This window comes from Rossellomorea marisflavi, assembly GCF_022170785.1.
GTDB classification, from domain to species: domain Bacteria; phylum Bacillota; class Bacilli; order Bacillales; family Bacillaceae_B; genus Rossellomorea; species Rossellomorea marisflavi_B.
Map to the genome: position 1 here is coordinate 574,641 of NZ_CP081870.1, position 20,521 is coordinate 595,161.

Here is a 20,521-nt window from a genome sequence, read left to right on the forward strand (position 1 = left end):
AACTGTTTCGCATGAAATTCAATAGAAAGGAGGTTATTTTCATGATGGAAGAAAAAGTGGAAGTCAAAACCCCCGAATACGTTTCCCTCAAATTTGAGCCGGCGGGACTTGGAAGCAGGGCGGCGGCCCTCATCATCGATCAGGCAATCATCACCGTCGTCGCTCTTTTGATCCTGTTCATCACATTCTTAGGCGTATGGGGATTCGATATGTATTTAGGTCTTGGATCTGTATCGCCTTATCTGATTTTGGGCGTGGTGATCGTGATGTTCATCCTTAACTGGGGATACTTTGCCGGTCTTGAGTACTTTTGGAACGGTAAGACCATCGGGAAAAAGATACTCGGCATCCATGTGATGCAGGAGAATGGCCATCGTATCACGCTTCTTTCTTCAGTGATCCGGAACTTGATGAGGATCATCGATCAACTGCCTGCTTACTATGTACTGGGAATGATCATGGTGTATGCCCATCCCAAACATAAACGTCTTGGAGACCTCGTTGCGGGAACGATCGTGGTTCATGAGCGAAGGGCTAAGAGTAAGCGGATGAGCAGGCTGGACAAGGAGATTCAAAGAAGGAATCTCAAGAGTGAAGATCTTAAGATCGAGGAATGGAATATGAAGCAGCTGAATGAGAGGGATTGGACCTTGTTGAAAGGGTACGCAGAACGCTTCACCAATCTGCCCCTCGAGAAAAGGAACGAGCTGACGAAGAAGATCGCCACCGTTTTGTTTCCGAAGCTTGAATTGAGCAAGGAGCAGAAGACGTATGAGCAGCTAGAGAATACGTTGCTGATCCTTTATTTGAAACTTCGAGATGAGTGGGAATATGAATTATAGAAGAGGGCTCTATGCAGTTTCACTGCATAGGGCTTTTTTATTGTGTCGGAGTGGGGGATCCCCGTGTTGCATGGAGGGAAGACCCTGAAGTCTCCCGTTATGTAGGTTTACTTTGGAGGAGAATAATGAAACCATTATTCTCCATTTTTTGAGTTGATCACTCCATACCAGGAGCCTTTTGAATTTCAAAAATGAGGACAATCGCAGTGATGGCATGGGCGATAAGCCGGATGACAGGGAAGAAATTAAGGAAGGAAGCGATGATTCCAAACACACTTCCGAGAACGGGCTGGTCATCCGATCGGGAAATGAAGAATACTCCCAGGTGCCACAGGGAAATGAGACAGAGAAGATACGGGATGGATTCACCGGCAAGATTTCCGAAAATCGGTACGGCCAAGAAAAGCTCGATTGAAAAAGATAACCATTTAATTCGTGATAACACAGGCGCACACCTCCTGTTTTCAGTGTATGAATGGAGTGGGCGGATGTGCATGAAAGAATGAAAGATCCCGCCGGTTTCCGGCGGGATCTTTCCGTTCTACGCGAGGATTTTTTCGATTACGTGATGTTCATTTTCATTGAGGAGATTCTTTCCGATTGTCTCATGTACTTCCTTGTTCATGTTTTCCTCCAGCACGGCTGCTTCTTCCTTGTTGCCGACAAGGACGATTCGTTCCCACTTCTCATCAGCTGCTTTTTTATCGAGCATACTGGCGAGACTCTTCCACCAGCGCTGCTGGTTGGCCTTGACCCGGTTTTCGAACTCTTCTTTTTGGTTCGACTTGGAACTTCCCATGCTGGCGTCTGCGTGGTGTGGACCTTCATATTTCCGCCAGTCATCGGTGTCGAGATCGAACTCCATGGATTCGTTCGATAAGAGGTTGCCGAAAGCAGACGTCAGGATCTTGACCTGATTTTGCTGTATGAGGATAAGACCTGTATGAGGGTAGGATTCATGCAGGTCCTTCAGACCGTCAAGCATAGGATCTTCTTCCCAATAGAAGTTGGTCTCCACCGGCACCTGAAGCTCGATGGCTTCCCAGATGCCGCTGTCCCGGGAGGCGAAAAAAATGAAGCTCCGGGGCAGTTCACGCTCCTTGCTGTGCACATATTCTTCGACTTTCGGACGGAGATCCTTCAAACGTTCCTGTTCTTCAGGGGCGCTCTCCAGGTATTCCCCGAGCCGGTTGAATCCGTTCTTCAAGGCGATTTTCCATTCTCCACCCTGCTGATCGGGATCGCTCCGGTCAGTATTCAAGTACACGGTCAGCATCTTATCGGGGTGTGCAGGTGCAGGTTCTCCAACTTATTCATCAGTTTTGGGAAACTCATGGTACTCCTCCTTTAAGCAGTGTATGGTATGTATTTAAACGGAGGGGAACTACTTTAAACATATATAGGTGAATTTGTATGTAAATAGTGTGTCAAATCTTTCGTGTACATTTTTTCCGATTGTTTTGGAAATTCTTTATATTCATCTATGATAGCGATTTCATTATGATAGATTCATAAGCAAACGACAACAATATGAGGGGTGACACAATTGCTACTATCACCGGAGCTGATCTTCCTGGAACAGGAGTTCAAAACGAAAGAAGATATCATGAACTTCATCGGCGATGTATCGGTCAAATTCAACATAACAGATAACAAAGAAGCATTGGTGAGGGATCTTTGGCAGCGGGAGAAGGAATATTCCACCGGACTATCAGAATCCGTCGCCCTGCCCCACACGAAGAGCGACGCCGTCATGGAGGCAAGGATTTGTTTCATCCGCTTAAAGAATGAAGTGGACTGGGACTCTCTGGACGGAAAGGACGTGAAGTACGTCTTCGGGATCCTCATGCCGAGCAGTAATCTGGAGAATCTCCATTTGAAAGTCATCGCTTCCCTGGCAACGAATCTATTGGAAGATGAATTCAAAGAGAAGCTGGAGAGCCTCGAGACAGCAGAAGAATTTTATCAGTATTTTACTAATCAAATAGGAGCGTGACCGCTATGAAAATCGTAGGCGTAACATCATGTATTGCAGGATTGGCCCATACACCGATGGCAGCGAAAGCCTTGGAGAAAGCAGGAGTGAAGCTTGGGTATGATGTGAAGATCGAGCAACAGGGAGCCCTAGGGAAAGTAAATGAAATCACCCCGTTGGAAGCATCGGAAGCAGATTTCGTCATCATCGCAGCAGATAAGGCGATTGAAGATATGGAACGTTTCGAAGGCAAACGCATCGTGCGGGTGAAAATTGGTCAGGCAGTCAGTAAAGCAGAGCTTGTTCTTCAAAAAGCGGTAGAAGCCGTTCAAAAAGCAAACGCATAGGGCCAAAGGGGGACTTAAGATGAAAAAGTGGTTATCGGAAGCAAAACAGCACTTGATGACAGGTATATCGTTCGCCCTGCCGATCATCATCGGTGGATCACTGGTGGTCGCCATTGCGAAAATGATCGGGTTCGGATTCGGGGTAAGCAACCTCGATGATTATGCAGACGCATCAGGCTTCCTGCATTATGTGTACCTCTTCCAGGGAGTCGGCTGGACGGCAATCGGACTCCTCAATGTGATTCTTGCTGCTTACATCGCCTATTCAATCGGCGGGAAGCCAGCACTTGCCGCGGGATTTGTCGGTGGAAGCCTGGCCATCAGTACGAATGCAGGATTCCTTGGAGCCGTGATTGCCGGATTCTTTGCCGGTTACCTCACGATCCTCATTAAGAACAAAGTTCAGATCAAAGGAGCAGCGGCAAGCACTGTACCGTTGATCATCCTTCCACTCATCACCGTCGGTCTCACGGGAATCCTCATGGCCCTTGTCTTGGGTGGACCTCTGGGTGCACTGAATCAGGGGCTGATCGATTGGATCAATAGCATGACCCAGAGCGGAACGAACAAAGTCCTTCTAGCTGTCATCCTCGGAGCCATGATCGGCTTCGATCTTGGTGGACCGGTCAACAAGGCAGCTTGGATGGCAGGGAACGCCCTATTGGCTTCCGGTATCTATCTTCCGAACATCATGATCAACATCGCAATCTGCATCCCGCCGCTCGGCTATGCGATTGCGACCGTCATCCGCAGAAGCAAATTCAACGCAACGTTCCGTGAAGCAGGGAACGGTGCCTGGATCATGGGGATGATCGGCATCACGGAAGGGGCGATCCCGTTCACCCTCCGCAACCCATTGAAGATGATTCCGCTCAATATGATCGGATGTGCCGCTGGTGCAGCCATCACGATCCTGCTCGGGGCCTTTGACAAGATGCCACCGATCGGTGGTCTTTACGGAGCCATCTCCATCGGTAATCCGTTCGCATACTTGATCGGAGGAATCAGTGGAGCCCTCATCATCGCAATCGGTGCGGTACTCCTAGGTAACTTCAATGACGAAGAAGAAGTGAAAACAAGCAAAACGACAAAACCAACAGAAGAGGACGAGATCGAGCTCGTTTTAGAATAAATCAACCGCCTGTCACGGAGAGATCCGTGACAGGGTTATTTCCAAGATCACTCATAAAGGAAGAGGAATCTCTTCTCCTCAGGAGGTCATCATGTTGAAAGCAAAAACAAAAGTACACGTCATTCCCCATACACACTGGGATCGCGAGTGGTATTTCACAACGTCCCGTTCCAAAATCTATCTCGCTAAACAGGTGAAGGAAGTTCTTGAAACACTTGAAAACAACGAAGAGTTTAAGTACTACCTGCTGGATGCGCAGGCATCACTCCTTGATGATTACTTGAAATGGTATCCAGAAGACAAGGAGAGACTGGAAGCGTTGATTGCAGCTAAGCGCATCATGACCGGCCCTTGGTATACGCAAACCGACCAGCTTGTCATTTCCGGCGAATCCATCGTCCGGAACCTTTACTACGGTCAAAGCATTGCGGAATCTTTCGGTCACTCCATGGCTGTCGGCTATGTGCCCGACGCATTCGGCCAGGCGGCTCAGATGCCCCAGATTTACAAGCAGTTCGGCATCGATACATTCCTCTTCTGGAGAGGGGTTGCCGATAATCGCCTGAAGCAAACGGAGTTTACTTGGAAGGGATCAGATGGCAGTGAAGTCTTCGCTGTTCAGATTCCATTCGGTTACTACTACGGAGGCAATATCCCTGAAGGCGAGGACGATATTCTACCGTATCTCAATGAACAAGTCGGGAAGCTCGAAGCAAAAGCATCTACGGAGCATGTTTATTTCCCGAATGGTTTCGACCAGGCCCCGATCCGCAAAAACCTGCCTGAGCTCATCAATCGATTCAACGAAATCGATGAGGACCGTGAGTATGTCCTGAACGAGCCAGAGCGCTTCCTCCAGGAAATCAAAGAATCCGCCACTTCACTGCCGGTATTGGAAGGAGAACTGACAGAAGGGAAGCACAGCCGGATCCATAAGACCATCTTCTCGACGAGGGCGGACCTGAAGCAATTGAACAACCAAATCGAGAACTTCATTACGAACACCCTTGAGCCTGTTCTCACAATCAGCCATTCCCTCGGGCACGACTATCCTCATGAGACTGTAGCGGAGATCTGGAAGCTCATGTTCGAAAATGCCGCCCATGACAGCATTGGTGGTTGCAACAGTGATACAACCAATCAGGATGTCTTCTTCCGGTACAAGCAGGCGCGGGATCTCGGGGACAATCTCCTTGAGCTTCATATGCGCATGATTGCTCAGAAGATCAATCAAGAAGAAACCTTCTCCTTCACAGTATTCAATGCGCTTCCTTATGCACGGAAGGGGTTTGTGGAATTCGACGCCTATCTTCCGGAGAAGGAATTCACGATCCGTGATGTAAACGGTGAACAGCTGCCTTTCACGATCAAGGAAAAAACCGAGCTGACCGATTATGTGCTCAATCAGCATATCTATCTCAATCCAAGCAAGAAAGTCTATCTGCCTGAGAAGGTATATGCAGCAAAACTGGTCGTCAAAGTCAATGACATCCCGTCCCTCGGATATTCGCAGTTCTACTTTGACCTGCAAGAAAACGAACTTGGAGATCAGCCGAATGAAAAAGTCGATGCGATTGAAAATGACCACTACCGCATTCAATTTGAGGATGATTGCACCCTGACCATTACGCATAAGCCGACAGGAAGCGTCTATAAAAATCAAATGATCTTCGAAGAAAACGGTGACGATGGGGATTCATACAACTACTCACCGCCACGCAAAGATCTGATCATCAGCTCTGTCGGGTCGGACGGAACGGTGGACGTGGGAAGGAATGCCGTAGAGGAAATCATGAACATCAATCTGTTGATGGAAGTACCACGTGACTTGGAAGAACGGGCCAATGGGAAATGCTCTGTGGATATGCCTCTGTCTGTAACGGTTTCACTTCGTTCCGGAGATCCACTTATCCACTTTAACGTCGACTTGGATAACCAGGCACTAAGCCATCGTCTCCGCGTAGTATTCGCAACGGATATTGCGTCCAGGTTCTCCTATGCAGATCAGCCTTTTGGTATAATCAAGAGACCAGTTGCCCTTCCGGAGCTGGATGTGTGGGAAGAAGAAGAGTGGCAGGAAAAGCCGATTTCCATCGAACCGATGCAAAGTTTCGTGAACTTGCATGATGAGGGGCATGGATTCACGGTCTTCACAGAAGGAGTCCGTGAGTATGAAATCATCGGCGAGCATTATGACACGATTGCCCTCACCCTGTTCCGTACGTTCGGATACATGGGCAAAGAAGATCTTCTATACAGACCTGGTCGTGCTTCTGGAGAGAAAATCATCGAAACTCCGGATGCACAAATGATCGGTGAATTGAAGTTCACCTTTGCATACCAGATGAATACAGGCGGCTTTGATGATGCAGAGCTTGTGAGGACAGCGAAGGAGTACCTGTCGCCGCTTGCGGTGTATCAACTGGCAGACTTCCTGAATGGGCGCTTGATCTTCTCGAATCGCGATGAAGAAGCGAAGTATGAAAAGGAATACAGCCTGTTTGAAGTCAGCCCTGACCACACAGCTGCAGTGAGTGCCATCAAGAAAGCAGAACGGTCGGATGCTTACATCCTGCGATGCTTCAATCCATACGAGACTTCAAAGTCGACGGTCGATGTAAAGAATCGCACGTTGGAAGCAGTCGCCCTGAACGAAACAACAACTATGGAAAACATCACGGACTTGTCACACTGTCAGCTTCAAACCTACGTAATAAAATGAATGCAATCATAGGGGTATCCCCCCTATGATTGTTCACGTTGGGTGGCAGTCGAAAAGAGGAGATGCAATTGAATTTATTCTTGAATAAACGCCTTGCCGGAATCTTTCAATCATTCCTGGAGAGGGATGGATGGCTGCCTGATGAGATGGCATCCCATTTTGAAGTCTCCACGCGCACCATCAGAACCGATATCAAAAAGCTCAATGACAGTCTTGCACCCTATGGAGCAGAGATAGCCCTTGAGCGGCAGAAAGGATATCACCTTCTGGTATGGGAAAAAGAAGCGTTTGATGGATTATGTGAACAATTCAACCGCCAGAACGTGGTGCAGGATGACCCGGACTACCGCGTTCAAAACATCTTGAAATCCCTTTTATTATCAAAAGGATACACGAAGCTCGAAGACCTGGCCGATCAGATGTTCATCAGCAGGGCCACGTTGAACAATGATATGAAAAACGTTCGCAGAATCCTGACAGGGTATCATCTGGAACTGTCGTCAAAACCGGGCCACGGGGTAAGAGTGGACGGGGAAGAAAAGAACATCCGATTCTGCCTTGCGAAAAATCTATCACAAGGTTCCTCCGAAATCGGTCGGGCCAGCGCCCTTCATCGCTTTTTTGACATGAAGGAGTTAGAGAAGATTTCCACTATCCTGACGGCTCCGTTTAGGCAGCACTCGTTGAATCTGCCGGATATCGCTCTGGAAAATCTCATCATCCATACAGCCATATCTATTGAACGAATCCGTACAGAGCACCCAATTTCAGTGTTTGCCACATTTGAAGCACCGGTCGACTATCAGCAATTGGCGGGAACTATCGTGAGTGAACTTGAGGAAACATTCTCCCTCGAATTCTCCGATGCGGAGAAGATTTACTTCCTGCTGCAGATCATGAGCAAGGTGCGCCCAAAGGTGAAGGACGGAGACTATATGGCAGATGAGCAACATGAGCTCGTCATGGATATGCTTGAGTATATCTATAAGCGGCATCATTATGACCTCCGATCCGACACCCAGTTGAAATCGGATCTCATCTCTCACCTCAAGGCCATGTTCTACCGGATCCGATTCAATATGAATATGAAGAACCCTCTCCTGGATCATATCAAAATCAACTATCCCGTGGCCTATGAGGTCACTTTAGGGGCGGTGAAGGGAGTACAGGACCGATTTCCGAGCGCGGTGAACGACGATGAGCTCGGCTACCTCGTCCTTCATATCGGGGCAGCCCTTGAGCGGAAGTACTTCCTCGAGTCAGACCGAAAAAAAGTGGCACTCATCGTATGCGGGACAGGACTCGGCACCGCCCGTCTCCTGGAAACGAAGCTGCGTGCCACGTTCAGGGACCTGGTGATTACGGATATCATTTCCCTTTATGAATATGAACATCGGGAGAGCATCAGTGAAGACATCGTCATCTCGACAGTGAAATTGTCCAAAAAGAACAAACCGGTGGCGATTGTCAGTCCTTTCCTGACAGAGGATGAATCAAAGCAAGTAGAAGCCATTATGAATGAGTCGATCCTGAAATCGACCATGCTCACGACCTATTTCAGACCGATTCTGTTCCGCCACATAGAAGATAAGGTGGACAAGGAGAGCCTGCTGAAAAGCATGAGTGAGCAGTTGGAAGCAGAAGACTTCGTGGATCACGATTTCCATGCATCGGTTCTTGAACGGGAGTCCCTCGGTTCCACGGCGATTGGAAAAGGGATCGCCATACCGCATCCGCTGGGACTGATCGCCAAGGAAACCATCATCAATATCGCCATCCTCGATCACCCGGTCGAATGGAATGATGGGCATGAAGTAGGTGTCGTGTTCCTTATCGCCATGGGGAACAAAAACTACGAAGAGGCAACCAAAATCTATGATCTCTTCATCGAATTCACCGAAAGCAAGAAGTACAAGGAGCTGTTGAAGTGCCGCTTTTTCGAAGATTTCGTTGCCCTATCAAACGTCATCATGGATAAATAAGAGACCACCCCGGTTTTTGATGCCCGGGGTGGTTTCTACATTTTAGCGTGAGTCATGAAAAAAGCCGAATCCTTCACGGCTGTCTGTTTGTGCCTTAGAATAACTTGTACCAGTATAAAGTGGCGTCGATATTTGGGTTGTACGCTTGTTTTAGAGTATCAACTCCACCCAGCTTGAACCCTTGTTTCACGTAAAATCTGCATGCATCGAGATTATCATCCTGTGCTTCAAGGGACATGCCTATAAGACTTCGTTCCCGTGCCCATTCCTCTGCTTGATGTAGGAGTACCTTTCCGACACCGCTGCCTCGGTATTCTCGTTTCGTTGCGATGTTTTCGATGTAACAGAATCGATTCCACTCTTTCACGACTCGAATCTGCCCTATACAGGAATCGTTCAGATAAGCTAAGAAAACTTTTTTGTCCTCCCGGTCGATATACTGGTCCCATTCAAGGTGGTCGTCGGGGAACCGCGTTTCTGTCTCTTCATCAAAAGGAACTTCTTCGTAGGACCACTTCCCGGATTGTAAGCGGGGGACGACTCGGCCGTATATTCTGAAGGGGTCGTTTGTTTTGTTAATGTCTTCTATTAGATCATCGGTTAATGGAGAGATGATGAGTTTGCTTTCGTGAGTCAATCGTATGCACTTCCTTTCTGGTCTGGTTTTGGGTTCGATCTTTTTTAGCCGATTGTTGATGTGTCCTCTATTTATAATTCCATAAAAAGTGAAAGAGTCCTTGTTTGGGTGATAAGCATTCTTGGTAGGGGGGGTATCTTTGGGTAGGGTCCGTTCCCTTTCGCTGCAGGGATTTGCTTTCCGCGGGGAGCAAGTCGAGCCTCCCTCATGAAAATTCAGTAGTTCTTAGTATTCCTAGGTTTTTCTCAGGTTTTCGTAGGCGTTCAAAAGAGGCGACATGGCACATTTGAATAAATTCATCCATATTTAAATATATATGGAAACGCACTAAGCGTCTGAAGAAACCTGGCGTCTTTTTTCCATTAATAGGTACTAATTTATGATCGCACTATTGGATCTCCACATACGACATGGCGGTGGACCCTCCCATTTCTCTCAGCGTCTATGCGCGTAAATTCCTTCGTTCGACCTGACCATGTGTGGTTGCCGGAAATGCTCCTCGGGTGGGTCTATGCCCTAATGCTTGGAATAGTGACCGGCTTATCCGTGCTTCTTTTGATTACCTAAGAAACCATCAAAAAACTAAGGGATATTGACTGCTGGACATCATACGTTAAGCTGCCTGCACATCTCTCATATGAGGGATATCGCGAAGCATGCGTTCCTCACTAAACGCACACTTTCGTGTGCCTATGACAAATAAGACCTTAATCAGTTTACGTCCTAGTGCGACAAAAGACTGTTTCCCTTTAAGAGGATTCGTTCGTCTGTGTTTATAATACTGATGAAGAGCTTTAAAGGCGTCATTATGAAAAGTTAAAGGGCGGGCGACTTGATACAGAATGGAACGCAACCTTCGTCGCCCACGCTTAGTAATGGTTGTTTTCCCTCGATGTGTGCCGGATTGGTTCATCATCAGATTCAGTCCTGCTAATTTAATAATCTGTCGTGGATCTTTATAATTTGATAAGTCACCAATCTCGGCGAAGAACCCAACAATGGTCATCGCTCCCACGCCATTGATCGCCATCATAAGATCTGCGCCAGGAACCGTAAGAACCAGTTCTTCAAGTTCTTCTTTCAGATTGTCCAGACGTTCGTTTAAGGCCTCATACTGATCAACGAGATAGCGAAGCTCTTCACGAGCCATGCGGAGACCTACGGTCATCCCAACACTGGAGTCAGCTACTTTCTTTAAGTGGCGCATACGCGCCACCCCTACATTTTTGGTCCCTAATGCCTTTACGTCGTATAGAAGTTCCTCTTCTGTCTTCTGTCGAATATCTGTTGGAAGATAGCCTAACTTCAGAAGCGCCATCGCCATCTTTCCATTCCACTTCTTAAACACCGTCAAGAATTCAGGGAAATACCGATCCAGAACGTTATGGATTTGTGCTTTGATGGAAGAGAGATCTTCTTGAATGATATCAAAGAGTTTCACGCCTTCACGTAACTCGGCATAGATGCCTTCCGGCAAGGTAGGCTCATGATACCGCCCTGCTCGCATGACTTGAGCGATGACCTTCGCATCCTTTGTATCATTTTTGGTAGGCGAGTCATCATCCAGTTCTTTTGATTTCTTGACCTTCATCGGGTTTACCACCACAGGGCGCTCGCCCTGGGATTTCAAGAAGTAAGCTAGATTCATCCAATAATGTCCCGTAGGCTCCATCCCCAACATTAAGTTCGGACGGGATGTGTCCGCACTTAATTGTCGAGCCCACTCTAGTAACAATTGGAATCCTTCTAACGAATTCGGAAAAACCAGACGCTTCGATAAGTCGATTCCTCGATCATCAATGGCCCTGGCGACGTGCTTGTGTTTGGCAATATCAATGCCGATGATTAAAGTCTGTTCATTAATTTGATTAAGTCGTTCATTTTGTGTAAAATCCATAGTTGAAGTCTCCCTTCGGTACTTAATTCGAGGTCATGCGCATGACACTCTCTATCGTACCAAGGGAGCTTTTTTTATGCACATCGCTAAAATCTCACTTTATCCTCATATTCTTTTATAACAGGAATGCTCCTCGTGCCTGCGGGGTCTCGATCATCCTCCTTTTCCGCAGGAGTCAAATCCCTTCCGCTTCAGTGCACTCTGTGATGGTGATTAGAAATGCGATGGATTGCTCTTTCATAGATCAGGATGTGAAGCCATTCGAATTTTAAACTCATCATTTCATTGATAGTGAGGGGGAATGTTCCTGAAGACTGGTTCGTTCCCTTGCGCTACAGGGATTTGCTTTCCGCGGGGAGCAAGTCGAGCCTCCTCGTGCCTGCGGGGTCTCGATCATCCTCCTTTTCCACAGGAGTCAAATCCCTTCTGCTTCAGTCCACTAAGTGCTAGTTGAGTAGGCTATACTTCTTCAATAGATCCAATAGGATAGCAGGGGAGATCTAAATCATTCTTTGTCTAAAACTAGTTGAAGAAGAATGTATTTTAATGCTATTGGAGGTCATAGAATTCCTTTTGAGAATTAGCCAACGCTCATCGATTTGTACATAGTGCAGTGCAGCGAAGGCCACCCGACTCCTATGGGAGAAGCGGGCAGGGTGAGACCCTGCAGGCCAGCCGAAGCGGCTCACCGCACGCCCCATGGAAAGCGGGTGGCCGCAGCGGAACGGAACGACCCATTCTCCCCTCAATCTCATTTAAATATAGGGAGTTGATTCCCTGTTTGGATTCATCTCTTCCTCATATTCACATAACATAGTACGCCTTGCCTTAATCCTTTTATAATAGGGAGATTACCTTGCACCGAATCAATCGGATACCACTCCAACACACAAAGTGCAGTGCAGCGAAGGCCACCCGACTCCTATGGGAGAAGCGGGCAGGGTGAGACCCTGCAGGCTTGCCGAAGCGGCTCACCGCACGCCCCATGAAAAGCGGGTGGCCGTAGCGAAACGGAACGACCCATTCTTCCTTCACGCCCAAATAAAGCAGGCTGATTCCCTATATAGAATCAGCCGATCCCTACTCCTACACAAAGAGAGTACTAGAGACCCACCAAGAACCGATTAATTCTTCTTCCACCTCTTCTAAAATATGTTTTATCCCCTAAAAGTCGGGTAAATAAGTACTACTTACAACGATAGGGGAAGATGAACGTTGACCTACTTGAATAGAGGAAAAGAACGGATAAAATTTGACTGTGAAGGTGACCGGATGGACTTACATATTCTTCAATGTAGGCAGTGTTCTAGTGAGTACAGGTCGACAATGGAAGTAGCTTTTACCTGTACCACATGCAAAGACGAAACGTCATCCGTATCTGGATTTACTATCATTGGGATTATTGAGAAGCAAGTAGGGAATGGGGTGCACGCATGAAGAGAGATCGACTTTTGGAAACAAAGATGGATTTCAATGACATCTTATGGATGACTTCCGGAGTAGCGGTCATCCTCCTTGTCATCATGATGGCCAGCTTTTTCATCATTTCTTAAAATATCGCATCCTGTGCGATATTTTTTTGCTCATTCATAAAGATAAAAAACACGGACCGTCATGATAGACGGTCCGTGCTTTTTTCCTTACCCTTTATAGTTTTCATCATACTCAAGGTAGATGACATGTGTCTCCAAATAGTCATGAAGTCCATGCTTCCCATCGGCACCGCCCAGTCCAGACTGTCCGCGTCCGGCGTGGTACCCATGTATGGCTTCGAAGTTTTCACGGTTGACGAATGTTTCACCGTAGTGAAGTTCATTGGCAGCCCTCATGACTTCATGCAGGTTTTCACTGAAGATGGAAGAGGATAATCCATATTCCGTATCGTTGGCCAATTCGATGACTTCATCAAAGTCGCTGTAGGTCATGATTGGGAGCACAGGGCCGAAGATTTCCTCCTGGATGATTTCCATATCCTGTTTCACGTCGACCAGGACAGTCGGCTCGAAGTAGAAGCCTTTTCCGTCAATTACCTTACCGCCTGTAAGAATACGGGCGCCTGCCTCAACGGCATTGTTCACCATTTCGGATACTTCTTCGATCCGGTCTTTGTTTACGAGGGGTCCGATGTCGCTGTCACGGCTTGTAGGGTCACCGACCGTTGTGTTTTTCATAGCTTCGGTGATCTTGGAAATGAATTCTTCCGCCACGCTTTCGTGTACGTAGACACGCTCTGCATTCGTACAAGCCTGTCCAGAGTTCGTGATCCGTGAGGTTTTGATGCGGTCGACGGCAAGGTCGATGTTGGCGTGCTTCGTCACGATGGCCGGTGCTTTACCGCCAAGCTCAAGGTTTACCTTCGTGATGGAATTGGCTGCGGCTTCCATGACTTTGGATCCAGCAGGATAGCTTCCTGTCATCGTCACGAGTCCGACCCGTGGATGACCGGCCATACGGTTTCCGATATCGGATCCTTTTCCGGTTACAAGGTTGAAGACACCTTTTGGAAGGCCGATTTCATCGACGATCTTGGCAAATTCACAGGCTGTATTCGGCGTGTACTGACTAGGTTTGAGTACGATAGTACAACCAGTTACGATGGCCGGTGCCACCTTCCTTGCAAGAATGAACATCGGGAAGTTCCAAGGGACGATCCCGGATACAACGCCGATCGGTTTTTTATAAACTAGGATGTTTTCGTTCGAACGCTCACTTTGGAGGATTTCGCCTTCATAGCGGAGGGCCCATCCTGCCATGTAGCGGAAGTAGTCGATCGCCGTATTGATTTCGTCTTCGGATGCTTTGACGGTTTTCCCGTTTTCCTCCGTCAGCATCTCGACGAAATGTTCTTTCCGTTCTTCCAATTTATCGGCCATCTTGTGGAGATAGGATGCACGTTCAGTGGACGGGACCTTTTCCCACGATAGGAATGCTTTATGAGCGGCGTCGATTGCCTGATCAACGTCTTCTTCAGTTCCTTTTGGGACTTTGGAAATGACTTCTTCCGTGGCAGGATTGATGACGTCTGATACTTCACCTGAAGAACTATCTACAAATTCACCATTAATGTATAGCTGATACTGTTTCATGAAGATCCTCCTCGTAAGTCTTTGAATATGCCTATACTATTCCCTTACACTGTCTGGAACTAAACATATGGATAGGTCGAATGGAGTGAAAAGATATGGTAGTATAATGAAAAAACAGGGGGAGAGGTAGGGATATGGCGATTCAAGGATTGAACCATTTTTTATTTTCTGTATCGGATTTGGATCAATCGATTGCTTTTTATCAAGAAGTATTTCATGCGGATCTTTTGGTGAAAGGAAGATCGACAGCCTACTTTGACTTGAATGGCATGTGGCTGGCACTGAATGAAGAAAAGGATATTCCGCGGCAGGATATTCACCACTCCTATACACACATCGCTTTTTCTGTTAAGGAAGAAGATATGGATACCATGTATGATCGTCTGGTAAAAAGCGGAGCGTGTATCCTTGGGGGAAGGGAGCGGGATTCCAGGGATAAGGAGTCGATCTATTTCACTGATCCCGATGGTCATAAGTTTGAATTTCATACAGGAACGTTAGAGGAACGGTTAAGCTATTACCGTGAAGAAAAGAAACATATGGAGTTTTATGATGATAGAAAAAAGCCATGATCGAGATGATCATGGCTTTCATTATTACTTGCCGGGTTCAGCTACTTTTACAAGCTGTTTACCGAGGTTTTTCCCTTCGAACAATCCGAGGAATGCTTCTGTTACGTTGTCCAATCCTTCGGTGATCGTTTCTTCGTATTGAAGTTTCCCTTCGCTCAGCCATTTGCCGAGGTCGGATGCTCCTTCTTTGAAACGATCGTTATAATCGTTCACAACGAATCCTTTCATAAGGGCGCTCGTTTTGATCAATCTTGACTGCACGCGCGGACCTAGGTCTTCTTCTGTTTTGTTGTAGGAAGAGATCGCTCCGCAAACGGGCACACGGGCATGTTTATTCAGGAGGCTGAGTGCAGCGTCTCCGATTTCCCCACCGACATTTTCAAAGTAAACGTCGATTCCATCGGGACAGGCGGCTTCGAGGGACTCTTGGATATTACTCGTTTTGTAGTTGATGGCTTCGTCAAATCCAAGGGTTTCTTTTAGATAGTTCACTTTCTCGTCAGATCCTGCAATCCCTACCACGCGGGCGCCTTTGATCTTTGCAATCTGACCAACTGCCGACCCAACTGCACCGGCAGCTCCGGATACAACAACGGTTTCCCCTTCTTTCGGTTGACCGATATCAAGAAGGCCAAAATAGGCGGTGAGACCTGTCATGCCCAAGATACTCAGGTGAGTTGAAATCGGTGCTACATCAGGATCGATGGCGCGCACGGCTTTCTCGCTTGCCAAGGAATATTCCTGCCAAGGAAGCATGCCGACGACAAAATCGCCTTTTTTGAAATGCTCGGATTGTGAGTCGACAACTTCACCTACGACGCCTCCGGCAAGGGCTTCATTCAATTTGAAAGGTTCTACATAGGACTTGGCATCTGACATGCGGCCACGCATATAAGGGTCGACTGAAAGATAAAGGGTCTTTACAAGAACCTGTCCTTGGTCGGGGCGAGGTACGTCAATTTCCTTATAGTGAAAATCCGATTCGACAGGTGTTCCATTTGGACGCGATACAAGTTGAATCTGTTTTTGCTTGTCTGGCAACATGGCTGATCCTCCTCTTCATTATTAAAAATCTAGTGTATGCAATAGGATGTTTTTCATGCAATTGACCCCTCAATTAAGGATCATGGATACCGTAACATAAATGGGAATCCCTAAACAAAGAATAAGACTTGAGAAAAAGCCGGTTTGAGTGATCAAACCGGCTCCTCGTTTATTCCTTGATGTTCTTCTGGATGTAGCTGATTGTTTTACGGAGTTCATTCGGATGCGGGCGGCCGAATGGACCGGTTTGTTTTTGTTGATAAAGGATTTCTCCCTTTTCATTCACCAGGAAGTAGGCCGGCTCACCGTGCTGTCCATGATCTTCATATGGAGCATCTTCTCCGTGATAAAATACATCGAATGCCTTGATGGCTTCCAATTTTTCATCTGATAGAATCGGGAAGGTGATATCTTCTTTATCGACCATTTCCTTCAGGTTATCAAGGGAGTCGCTGGAGATCCCGATGATATGGACGCTGTGCTTCTCGAAGTACTCCTTACCTGCCTGGAATTCACGAAGCTCTTCCTGGCAGACGGGACACCAGGATCCCCTGAAGAATACGATGAGGTGCCAGCTGTCATGTTCTTTTTGATGTTGTTTAAAACTGAATGTTTCACCTGCTACGGATGGAAGTTCAAAATCCGGTACTGTATCTTTTAATTGAAACGTTGCCATGATTACATTCCTCCTGTTTGGTTTACACGTTTTGCATGTTTCGTATCTACAGTCCTTATTTTTCCCGCTCTTATGAAGTTGAAACATAGAAGGAATGGGCGATGTGCTTGATGGGGGTATGTTAGTCTATGATTGAATAGTCCGAGAACCTTTGTGTTATAGGTTCCGGATAAGAAGGGGAGGGTAATATGGATAAAAATGAAATCAGGCATAAAGTATGGGGAAAGCTGACGGACGAAAAGCTGGGGCGATTCCCGTTTCCTCTGACAAATCGAATCCCGAATGTGAAGGGGGCAGAGAAGTCGGCCGCTCTTGTAAGGGAGTTGGATATCTATAAGCGTGCAGGCGTCATCAAGGTGAATCCCGATGCACCGCAGCTTCCTTTGAGGGCATCGGTCTTGAAGGATGGGAAAATCCTTTTGATCCCGACTCCCCGCTTGAAGGACGGGTTTGTGATGATCAGGCCAGAAGATGTTCCTGAAGGAGAAGCACGTAAGGCGGCAAGCATCAAACATATGAACGCGTATGGACGGGTCGTTCCTCTGTCCGGGATCCCAACCATTGATTTAATCGTTGTAGGGTCAGTAGCCATCCATAAAGACGGAAGGAGGTTGGGTAAGGGGGAAGGGTATGCCGATCGTGAATATGCGATCCTGAGGGAAATCGGAAACCCGGCAGTACCCGTCGTCACAACGATTCATAGTGCCCAGCTTGTGGATGATGACATCCCAAGAGATTCATTCGACCTGGCCGTCGACTATATTGTGACGGAAGAAGGGGTACTGGAGACGAATACACCTTATGAAAAGCCTGCTGGGATACAATGGGAACATGTGACAGACGAAGAGAAGGAGCTCATGCCGATCCTGAGAGAACTGGAACATCATCAATCCCGGGACCGCGAATAGCGGTTGCTTCCGGGCTTAGATTTCACCTCGTTCCAGGCAGCTATGGCATTGTCTCTGCTGTGACCGGTGTTGTGCGGGTCGTTGAAATAGTCCCGGATGAAGCGGTTATATTCAAACTGCGATGAGATGTCCCGTTCATAGGACGGGTCTTTTTTCCGTTTCTCCTCTTCATGCCAAGCTTGAACGGCATCCCGATAGGTCTTCCCGATGTTTGCCCTGAAGTAGTTTTGGATAAAGGTACTGAAATGGAAGTTCGGGATGACGGACTGGAAGAAGGACCGCACGTGCTGACTGCATCGATGTCCTTCCGGAATGATCGTATCAAGGGAGAGGGTCACCGGTTGAACGGCCTTTGGTCTGGTAGCCCGGGCAGGTTTCAGCTTGATCCCGGTTTCAAGGAAATGACCGATGCGCGTGCTGATTTCTTCTTTGGATCCGGCTGCACTCATCCCTATGGATCTGCAGAACAGTTGGAGTTCTGATTTTAGCCAATAGTACTCTCTGAACTGGTTTGCAGGAGTTTCTTTCGATAATTCAGGCCTCATGGTATTCCCTCCATATAGTGGTTTTATTCTTATAGTATAGAACGCTTGTTCTTTTATTGGAAGAAAAAAACACCCGCCCTCAGGCAGGTGTTCGGTCAATGGCTTAGTATCCGTCGACAACAAGATCCAGTTTTCCGGTTGCCGGGTCGATGACGAGTCCGTGGACAGGCGTTTTCTTGTCCATGAGCGGATGATTCTTGATCATATCAACACTATGGGCGACGCTTTCTTGAACGGAGTCAAAGCCCTTTAACCAGTCGTGTAGATCGATGCCGGAATAGTTGAGCGTTCCAAGCGTATCCTCGCTGATACCGCGTTCTTTCATCTTATCGACCATCTTATGGCTGTCGATTGCGCTCATGCCGCAGTCATGATGCCCGATGACGATGACTTCGTCTGCCTGGAGCTCATACACGGCAACAAGAAGGCTGCGCATGATACTTCCGAATGGATGTGTCAGGATGGCACCGGCATTCTTGACGATTTTCACATCGCCGTTTTTGATGTTCATGGATTTAGGGAGTAGTTCCACTAAACGTGTATCCATGCATGTGAGGATAACGAGACGCTTATCCGGGAACTTGGTGGTACGGTACTGCTCATACGCTTTTTCTTCCACGAATTGTTCGTTGTAGTCGAGGATGGTGTTCAATAGAGTCATTGGTTCTTCTCCCTTTCGCTAATTAGTCAACTCCTGCTGAAGCAGGGTTTCGATCTCTTTTATTTTATCCATCACTTCTTGTCGATTCCAGTCCGATGTATTGGAAAGTTTTAAATAGAGGGAGGAAACCTTGGCCAGAGCTTCGTTCCCATTCGATTTTTTCCTTGGAAAAGGAGAGTTCCCCATCAAATCGAACAGACCATTCATCTTTTCGGATACTTTTTGGTACTGATCATCCTTTGAAATGATGGCGATGTGATAATGCTGGTGATGATCAGAGAAGCGATAATGAAGGTCGAATAAGCCAAAGGCATCGTCCTTCTTTAAGTTGAGCTCCATTGTACCGTCCGGAACCCTATGAATCATTCTGGCAAACTTCGGTGAACTCTCTTCCTCGACAATGGAAAGGAAGTTTTCTCCGACATCCAGGAATTCGTAGCCGGGATTGGAGGCGTCGATCACGTTGAACTTCCGATCGATCAACAGGTAAGGGATAGGGCATAGGTGCAGGTTTTCCACATGATCACTCCTAGATTTAGGGAGTATGGATGTCATTGCCCTCCTTACATGTGTCGGAGGTAAGGTGACATGTGGGATAACATTCAGGGAGGCCCTTTTATGATTGGCAAAGCTCGTGGTGGGGGGAGGTTAGCTTTCCAGTGATACGGATTGTTTCGAAAGGTCGGTAAGGTGGCTGTTCAATTCATCCAGATCATTGAAGGTCATTACCTGTTCCTTCTCAAGGAAGTCCAATTTATATTGGGCAACAAGCCTTCCTCCTACTACTATATTAATCTTTTCATTAACTTTTCTAATCGATTCGATGCACGTTTTCAGTCTGCCCAGTTCAGTGGTCATCCCGATGGAAATCCCGACCATCTGTGGCTGCCAGGCTTCAATAAACGTAACGGCATCTTTGATGGGAACATTGGCCCCTAAGAAACGGGTGTTCCACTTATGTTCTTTGAAGATTTCATTTGCCAATTCCAGCCCGAGACTGTGCTGCTCCCCTTCAATGCAGAATAGGAGGGCCTTCGGCTGATTTTTCCCTGCTTTATGTTCATTCATCAAATAAGAGAGGAGATACTTCAAGGTGGCTGTGGCTAGATGCTCGTCAGCGACAGTGATTTGATTCTTCTCCCACATTTCACCGATTCTATACATGGAAGGTTTGACGACCTTTTCATAAAAAGACAGGTGGTCCATCTTCGATTCGATGGCTGATGCGTGTAGTTCAAGCAATGAATGCACGTCCCCTTGCAGGATTGACTTCGTGAAAGTCTGGACTAGCTGATTCATCTTCATCACTCCTGAGATGGTGAAAAATACCTTATTCTATATTCCATAAATAAATTGAAAATCCTTCTTCCATCACACAATTGTGCTAGTTGACTTTTTGAATGGATTTCCATTATGATAACGCTTGAACAACCAGTTGACAGGCCATGGGGCAAATGTGAAATATACGCCTAGGGCTATCATTCAAGCGTACCAA

The 20,521-nt window shown here is 47.1% G+C and carries 19 protein-coding genes; 8 read left to right on the forward strand and 11 right to left on the reverse strand.

The window, feature by feature from the left end:
* The first annotated feature begins 41 nt into the window (after positions 1–41).
* Positions 42–842 carry an RDD family protein gene (locus tag K6T23_RS02960; protein ID WP_056532896.1) on the forward strand — a complete coding sequence of 267 codons (801 nt, stop codon included), beginning with the start codon at positions 42–44 and terminating at the stop codon, positions 840–842.
* A gap of 157 nt (positions 843–999) precedes the next feature.
* Here the strand turns inward: K6T23_RS02960 and K6T23_RS02965 are convergent, their stop codons facing one another.
* Complete coding sequence (locus tag K6T23_RS02965) at positions 1,000–1,287, reverse strand: hypothetical protein (RefSeq protein ID WP_056532899.1); 288 nt, start codon at positions 1,285–1,287, stop codon at positions 1,000–1,002.
* A gap of 96 nt (positions 1,288–1,383) precedes the next feature.
* The gene (locus tag K6T23_RS02970; RefSeq protein ID WP_238283561.1) at positions 1,384–2,118 is read right to left on the reverse strand and encodes a VLRF1 family aeRF1-type release factor; all 735 of its coding nucleotides are present in this window, start codon (positions 2,116–2,118) and stop codon (positions 1,384–1,386) included.
* Between the two features lie 261 nt (positions 2,119–2,379).
* On the opposite strand from K6T23_RS02970, the gene K6T23_RS02975 reads away from it, so the two are divergent.
* The 5 genes from K6T23_RS02975 (at position 2,380) to K6T23_RS02995 (ending at position 9,000) form a co-directional block, all read left to right on the forward strand.
* On the forward strand, positions 2,380–2,838 hold the full coding sequence (locus K6T23_RS02975; RefSeq protein ID WP_079514742.1) for a PTS sugar transporter subunit IIA: 459 nt from the start codon (positions 2,380–2,382) through the stop codon (positions 2,836–2,838).
* A 5-nt stretch (positions 2,839–2,843) separates the two neighbouring features.
* Positions 2,844–3,164 (forward strand): PTS fructose transporter subunit IIB, encoded by a 321-nt coding sequence (locus tag K6T23_RS02980; RefSeq protein WP_048006779.1) that lies wholly within the window; start codon positions 2,844–2,846, stop codon positions 3,162–3,164.
* A gap of 19 nt (positions 3,165–3,183) precedes the next feature.
* Positions 3,184–4,296: a PTS fructose transporter subunit IIC gene (locus K6T23_RS02985; RefSeq protein WP_056532911.1), complete on the forward strand. Its 1,113-nt coding sequence runs from the start codon at positions 3,184–3,186 to the stop codon at positions 4,294–4,296.
* 91 nt (positions 4,297–4,387) lie between these two features.
* Positions 4,388–7,018, forward strand: coding sequence for a mannosylglycerate hydrolase (mngB, locus tag K6T23_RS02990; RefSeq protein ID WP_148985993.1), 2,631 nt, complete (start codon positions 4,388–4,390; stop codon positions 7,016–7,018).
* A 38-nt stretch (positions 7,019–7,056) separates the two neighbouring features.
* On the forward strand, positions 7,057–9,000 hold the full coding sequence (locus tag K6T23_RS02995) for a BglG family transcription antiterminator (protein ID WP_238283562.1): 1,944 nt from the start codon (positions 7,057–7,059) through the stop codon (positions 8,998–9,000).
* Positions 9,001–9,094: 94 nt separating this feature from the next.
* Here the strand turns inward: K6T23_RS02995 and K6T23_RS03000 are convergent, their stop codons facing one another.
* From K6T23_RS03000 to aldA, 3 genes are all read right to left on the reverse strand, one after another.
* Complete coding sequence (locus tag K6T23_RS03000) at positions 9,095–9,637, reverse strand: GNAT family N-acetyltransferase (RefSeq protein ID WP_238283563.1); 543 nt, start codon at positions 9,635–9,637, stop codon at positions 9,095–9,097.
* A 613-nt stretch (positions 9,638–10,250) separates the two neighbouring features.
* Positions 10,251–11,534: an IS110 family RNA-guided transposase gene (locus K6T23_RS03005; RefSeq protein ID WP_238281583.1), complete on the reverse strand. Its 1,284-nt coding sequence runs from the start codon at positions 11,532–11,534 to the stop codon at positions 10,251–10,253.
* 1,640 nt (positions 11,535–13,174) lie between these two features.
* Positions 13,175–14,620 carry an aldehyde dehydrogenase gene (aldA, locus tag K6T23_RS03010; protein WP_079514748.1) on the reverse strand — a complete coding sequence of 482 codons (1,446 nt, stop codon included), beginning with the start codon at positions 14,618–14,620 and terminating at the stop codon, positions 13,175–13,177.
* Positions 14,621–14,754: 134 nt separating this feature from the next.
* Between aldA and fosB the strand changes: the two genes are divergently transcribed.
* Positions 14,755–15,192, forward strand: coding sequence for a metallothiol transferase FosB (gene fosB / locus K6T23_RS03015; RefSeq protein ID WP_079514749.1), 438 nt, complete (start codon positions 14,755–14,757; stop codon positions 15,190–15,192).
* A 24-nt stretch (positions 15,193–15,216) separates the two neighbouring features.
* Here the strand turns inward: fosB and K6T23_RS03020 are convergent, their stop codons facing one another.
* Positions 15,217–16,236: an NADP-dependent oxidoreductase gene (locus K6T23_RS03020; protein ID WP_373921159.1), complete on the reverse strand. Its 1,020-nt coding sequence runs from the start codon at positions 16,234–16,236 to the stop codon at positions 15,217–15,219.
* Positions 16,237–16,405: 169 nt separating this feature from the next.
* On the reverse strand, positions 16,406–16,912 hold the full coding sequence (locus K6T23_RS03025; RefSeq protein ID WP_048006787.1) for a peroxiredoxin family protein: 507 nt from the start codon (positions 16,910–16,912) through the stop codon (positions 16,406–16,408).
* 188 nt (positions 16,913–17,100) lie between these two features.
* Between K6T23_RS03025 and K6T23_RS03030 the strand changes: the two genes are divergently transcribed.
* Positions 17,101–17,820 carry a 5-formyltetrahydrofolate cyclo-ligase gene (locus K6T23_RS03030; protein ID WP_079514750.1) on the forward strand — a complete coding sequence of 240 codons (720 nt, stop codon included), beginning with the start codon at positions 17,101–17,103 and terminating at the stop codon, positions 17,818–17,820.
* Here the strand turns inward: K6T23_RS03030 and K6T23_RS03035 are convergent.
* The 4 genes from K6T23_RS03035 to K6T23_RS03050 all read right to left on the reverse strand — a co-directional run bounded on the left by K6T23_RS03035 (position 17,799) and on the right by K6T23_RS03050 (position 20,325).
* Positions 17,799–18,365 carry a DUF6434 domain-containing protein gene (locus K6T23_RS03035; protein WP_238283564.1) on the reverse strand — a complete coding sequence of 189 codons (567 nt, stop codon included), beginning with the start codon at positions 18,363–18,365 and terminating at the stop codon, positions 17,799–17,801. The genes K6T23_RS03030 and K6T23_RS03035 overlap by 22 nt on opposite strands.
* 103 nt (positions 18,366–18,468) lie before the next feature.
* Positions 18,469–19,026, reverse strand: coding sequence for a beta-class carbonic anhydrase (locus K6T23_RS03040; protein ID WP_048006790.1), 558 nt, complete (start codon positions 19,024–19,026; stop codon positions 18,469–18,471).
* Between the two features lie 18 nt (positions 19,027–19,044).
* Complete coding sequence (locus K6T23_RS03045; protein WP_056532940.1) at positions 19,045–19,545, reverse strand: hypothetical protein; 501 nt, start codon at positions 19,543–19,545, stop codon at positions 19,045–19,047.
* Positions 19,546–19,674: 129 nt separating this feature from the next.
* Positions 19,675–20,325 carry a cobalamin B12-binding domain-containing protein gene (locus K6T23_RS03050; RefSeq protein WP_056532943.1) on the reverse strand — a complete coding sequence of 217 codons (651 nt, stop codon included), beginning with the start codon at positions 20,323–20,325 and terminating at the stop codon, positions 19,675–19,677.
* Positions 20,326–20,521: the final 196 nt, after the last annotated feature.